This is a genomic window from Bradyrhizobium sp. (assembly GCF_019244115.1).
GTDB lineage: Bacteria > Pseudomonadota > Alphaproteobacteria > Rhizobiales > Xanthobacteraceae > Bradyrhizobium.
This window is the reverse complement of the sequence record NZ_JAFATE010000175.1, coordinates 1-4,983: the sequence shown is the minus strand read 5'-3', so window position 1 is coordinate 4,983 and position 4,983 is coordinate 1. Positions and strand designations below refer to the sequence as shown.

Here is a 4,983-nt window from a genome sequence, read left to right as displayed (position 1 = left end):
ATAGATGGTCGCAAAACCTTCAAGATAACCCTCGGGATGGCCTGATGGCACCCGCGTGACGCGGCCGGTCTCCGCGATCGCGCCAACGCCGCCGCGGGTCAGGAGCTGGCGGGGCTTTCCGTAAGGCGTGAACCAGAGCTGGTTCGGCTGTTCCTGCGCCCATTCAAGACCGCCCTTGGTGCCGTAGACCCGCAGCGTCAGGCCGTTCTCGTTGCCGACCGCCACCTGGCTTGCCCACAGCATGCCCTTGGCGCCGCCCTTCCATTTCAACAGGATCTGGACGTCATCGTCGAGCCGCCGTCCCGCGACGAAGGTCGAGAGCTGAGCCAGGAGCGAATCGAGCTCCAGGTTGGTGACGAAGCAGGCGAGATTATAGGCATGGGTGCCGATGTCGCCGATGCAGCCGCCGGCGCCGGACCGGGCCGGGTCGGTGCGCCAGTCGGCCTGCTTGTGGCCGCTTTGCTCCAGCCGCTCGGTCAGCCAGTCCTGCAGATACTCTGCCTGCACCAGCCGGATCTCGCCGAGCTCGCCGCTTGCGACCATGGCGCGGGCCTGCCGGATCATCGGATAACCGGTGTAATTGTGGGTCAGCACGAACACCTTGCCCGTCCGCTTGACCAGCGCCACCAGCTCTTCGGCTTCCGCGACCGTTGTCGTCAGCGGCTTGTCGCAGATCACGTGAATGCCGGCTTCGAGGAATGCTTTTGCGACCGGCGCGTGCATGTGATTTGGCGTCACGATCGCAACCGCCTCGATGCCGTCGGCGCGTGCGGCTTCCGCCTTTGCCATCTGTTCGAAGGAGCCATAGGCGCGGTCGTCGGCCAGCCCGATCTCTCTGGCGGAAGCTTTTGCCCGCGCCGGATCCGAGGACAGTGCGCCGGCCACGAGCTCGAACTGGTCGTCGATGCGCGCCGCGATGCGATGGACTGCGCCGATGAACGCGCCCTGGCCGCCACCGACCATGCCGAGCCGGATGCGGCGGAGACCTGCGGCCTCACTGCTTGCTTCGATCGCCATGTCTTCTGCTCCTCGCGTTCAGGAGATGCCGAGCATCTTGCGGTTGGCGGCGTCGTCGGTGCCGGCGCCGGCAAAATCGTCGAACGCTTTTTCGGTGACGTGGATGATGTGGCTCTTGATGAACTCGGCCCCCTCGCGCGCGCCATCTTCGGGATGCTTTAGCGCGCATTCCCATTCCAGCACCGCCCAGCTGCCGTAATCATATTGCGTCAGCTTTGAGAAGATGGCACCGAAATCGACCTGGCCGTCACCGAGCGAGCGGAAGCGGCCGGCGCGGTCGACCCAGCTCTGAAAACCACCATAGACGCCCTGGCGGCCGGTCGGGTTGAACTCGGCGTCCTTGACGTGGAAGGCCTTGATGCGCTGGTGATAGATGTCGATGTAGTCGAGATAGTCGAGCTGCTGCAGCACGAAATGCGAGGGATCGTAAAGCAGGTTGGCGCGTGGATGGTTGTTCACCCGCGCCAGGAACATCTCGTAGGTGACACCGTCGTGCAGGTCCTCTCCGGGATGGATCTCGTAGGCGAGATCGACACCATGTTCGTCGGCATGATCGAGGATCGGCCGCCAGCGCTTTGCGAGCTCGTCGAAGGCGGCCTCGATGAGACCGGGCGGACGCTGCGGCCAGGGATAGATGTAGGGCCAAGCCAGCGCGCCGGAGAACGTCGCGTGCGCCGTGATCCCGAGCCGCTGCGAGGCGCGGATCGCACGCTTGACCTGATCGACCGCCCATTCGGTGCGTGCGCTCGGATTGCCGCGCACCTCCGGTGCGGCAAAACCGTCGAACGCCGCATCATAGGCCGGATGAACGGCGACGAGCTGACCCTGCAGATGGGTCGAGAGCTCTGATATCGCGAGCCCGTGGCGGGCTGCGATGCCCTTCACCTCGTCGGCATAATCCTGCGACTCCGAGGCCTTTTTCAGGTCGAACAGCCGCGCGTCCCAGGTCGGAATCTGTACCCCGACATAGCCGAGCGCGGCAGCCCATTCGCAAATCCCGTCGAAGGAATTATGCGGCGCCGCGTCGCCGGCGAACTGGGCCAGAAATATCGCGGGTCCCTTGATCATCTTCATCGCGCGCTTCCTTCCATCATCGCCCCGGCCTCCGCGCCCCACAGCGCCGCCGCATCAGTGTCGGACAGCGCGGCCGGCCGCTCGACCCGCGAGGTGACCTTGATCTCGCCGCCCTCGACGCTCGCCTTCAAAATGGCGTGCTTGACTTCCAGCGCGTGGCTCGCCAGCGCGCCGGAGGCGCGGTGCGGCGTGCCGTGCAGCACAGCGCTCGCAAGCTCGGCGATGCCAAGACAGCGGTAGTTGGCCTGGCTCGGCATGTGTTCGGCCCAGCTCGCGGCGCGCCAGTTCGGCTTGCCGAACGGCCGGTCATTGGCCGCGACCGAGATCCAGTCGCCGCCCTTCTCGGTATACTGCACGGTGCCGCCGAAGAAATTGGGATCCGGCACGCGCAGCGAGCCCTCGGTGCCGTAGAGCTCGATCGGCGGATGGCCGTGCTTCCAGACGTCCCAGCTCATTGTAAAAATGATGTCGGCGCCGGATTCGAAATGCAGCAGCGACATCACCGTCGTCGGCGTCTCCACGTCGATGGTCTTGCCGTTCATCGGCCCCTTTGAGGTGACGAGACGCGTGGCGAACCCGGCGCTTGCGCGGCCCTGCACCGAGGCAACGGGCCCCAGCAGGTTGATGAGAGCCGCGAGATAATAAGGCCCCATGTCGAGGATCGGCCCTCCGCCCGGCTTGTAGAAGAAGGTCGGATCGGGATGCCAGTGCTCCATCCCATGCGACATCAAAAAGCAGGTGCCGGAAAGCACTTTTCCGATGCGCCCGGAATCGACGAGCTCGCGCGCCAGCCGCCCTCCGGCGCCGAGAAAAGTGTCCGGCGCGCAGCCGAGTTTCAAGCCGCGACGCGCGGCCTCCGCTACCAGGGTCGCGGCGTCATTGGCTTCCACCGTGATCGGCTTCTCGACGAACACGTGCTTGCCGGCCGAGAGTGCCGCGTGGCTCACCGCGAAATGCGCGTTCGGGGTGGTGAGGTTGACGACGATCTGGATGTCAGGACGCGCCAAGAGCGCCTCGATCGACAGTGCCTCGATGCCGAACTCTGCCGCCTGCGCCTGCGCGGCCTCGGGTCGCAGGTCGGCGCAGGCGATCAACCTGAGATCGCGGAAGTTCTGCATGTTCCGCATGTAGATGGTCGAGATGTTGCCGCAACCGATGATGCCGACGCCGAGCTTGTCCATGGCGTGCTCCCGTCAGGTCCAGGAGGCCACGGTCTCGCGCGCGCGGCGCGCGAAACGGGCAACGTCGTTCGGCTTGTCGTGTTCGGCAACGAACAGCGATACGCCGGCCTCGCGCATCGCGGCGCGGAGCGCCGGCCAGTCCATGATACCGTGGCCGGGATCGGCCCAGCCGTCCTCATCAGTGCATTCACCTGGAGGCGCGAGGTCCTTGATGTGACAGGCGACCAGGCGCTGCGCGTGCTTTTTGATCTCGGTGACGGGATCGCCGCCGCCGCGCACGATCCAGGCGAGATCGGCCTGCCAGACGAGGCCGGGCGCTTCCTCGAACAGGCATTCGAGATAGGTCGTGCCGCCATCGGTCGTGCCGTATTCCCAGTGATGGTTGTGCCAGCCGAAGCGAAGCCCCTCGCCGGTGACGGCCTTTTCGATCTCGTTCAATTCGCGTCCGATGCCGCGCCATTCCTTCTCGCCGCCCTCGCGTTCGCCCGGCGGCGGCGCGGGCGCAAAAATGGTCTCGATGCCGAGGCTCTTGCAGAGCTTTGTGGTGCCGACCGCGTCCGCGCGCAGCCGGTCTAGCGCGACATGCGCGCTCGGCGCCGTCATGCCATGGACATCAAGGAGCCGCCTCAAGGTCTCGGGTTCATTGAACAGGCCGCCCCATGGCTCGACCATTTTGTAGCCGAGGCCCGCGATCAGCGCGAATTGCGCTTCGAGTGGTTCAATCGAGCGGGCGGAATAGAGCTGGATGGAAAGTCGGTCGATCGGCTTGGTCATGTCGGGGCTTTCGAAGGCAGGAGGTTAGACGCGCTGTCCGCTCTTGGCATCGAACAACGACAGCGCTTCGGGGGGAAACCGGACGGGGAGCGTGTCGCCGCCCTGCGCCTGCGCGTCGGCGTCATGGCGGAGGGAAAAAGCGGTGCCGTCGGCGAAACGGCACCAGATCAGGCTGTCGGCGCCCATCGGCTCGACCATCTCGACGCGCGCGGAGACAGCAGACGGATCGTCAGACGCCGTGACCTCGATATGCTCAGGACGGATGCCGAGCACGGCCGGCGCTTCGCTGGGCGCCCCGCGGAAGGCGTAGGCCTTGAGGCTGAACCGGCTCTCGCCGGCGACAAAAGTCGCATCGCCGTCGCGCGCGATCCGGCCGGGAATGAAATTCATCGCGGGCGAGCCGACGAAGGAGGCGACAAAGCGGTTCACCGGCGCGCGATAGATCACCTTCGGTGTGTCGAGCTGCTGGATCACGCCGCCCTGCATCACCGCGATGCGGTCGGCCAGAGTCAAGGCCTCGATCTGGTCGTGCGTCACATAGATCATGGTGGCGCCGAGCCGGGCATGCAGGCGCTTGATCTCGACCCGCAGCTCCGCGCGCAACTGGGCATCGAGGTTGGAGAGCGGCTCGTCGAACAGATAGACGCCGGCATGGCGCACCAGCGCACGGCCGATCGCGACGCGCTGGCGCTGGCCGCCGGAGAGTTCTGACGGACGGCGGTCGAGCAGTTCGGTGAGGCGCAGCATCTGCGCGGCCTCGGCCAGCCGGCGGTCGATCTCGTCGCGCGGCGTGCCGGCGACCTTCAGGCCGAACGACATGTTCTTGCGCACGCTCATGCGCGGATAGAGTGCATAGCTCTGGAACACCATGGCAATGCCGCGGTCCTTCGGCTCGGCAAAGGTCACGTCGCGGTCGCCGATCCGGATTTCGCCGCCC

Annotated in this window: 5 protein-coding genes; all 5 read right to left on the bottom strand. The window is 65.8% G+C overall.

Features of this window, described 5'->3' with window-relative positions; all coding sequences use genetic code 11:
- Positions 1–1,017 (bottom strand): Gfo/Idh/MocA family protein (locus tag JOZ76_RS07790; protein WP_291698048.1); only part of this gene is annotated, 1,017 nt, incomplete at its 3' end.
- 18 nt (positions 1,018–1,035) lie between these two features.
- Positions 1,036–2,091 (bottom strand): sugar phosphate isomerase/epimerase family protein, encoded by a 1,056-nt coding sequence (locus tag JOZ76_RS07785; protein ID WP_291698047.1) that lies wholly within the window; start codon positions 2,089–2,091, stop codon positions 1,036–1,038.
- Positions 2,088–3,272 (bottom strand): Gfo/Idh/MocA family protein, encoded by a 1,185-nt coding sequence (locus tag JOZ76_RS07780; protein WP_291698046.1) that lies wholly within the window; start codon positions 3,270–3,272, stop codon positions 2,088–2,090. Before JOZ76_RS07780 ends, JOZ76_RS07785 begins: the two co-directional genes overlap by 4 nt.
- 12 nt (positions 3,273–3,284) lie before the next feature.
- Positions 3,285–4,046: a sugar phosphate isomerase/epimerase family protein gene (locus JOZ76_RS07775; protein ID WP_291698045.1), complete on the bottom strand. Its 762-nt coding sequence runs from the start codon at positions 4,044–4,046 to the stop codon at positions 3,285–3,287.
- Positions 4,047–4,070: 24 nt separating this feature from the next.
- On the bottom strand, positions 4,071–4,983 hold a 913-nt coding region (locus tag JOZ76_RS07770; RefSeq protein ID WP_291698044.1), incomplete at its 5' end, for an ABC transporter ATP-binding protein.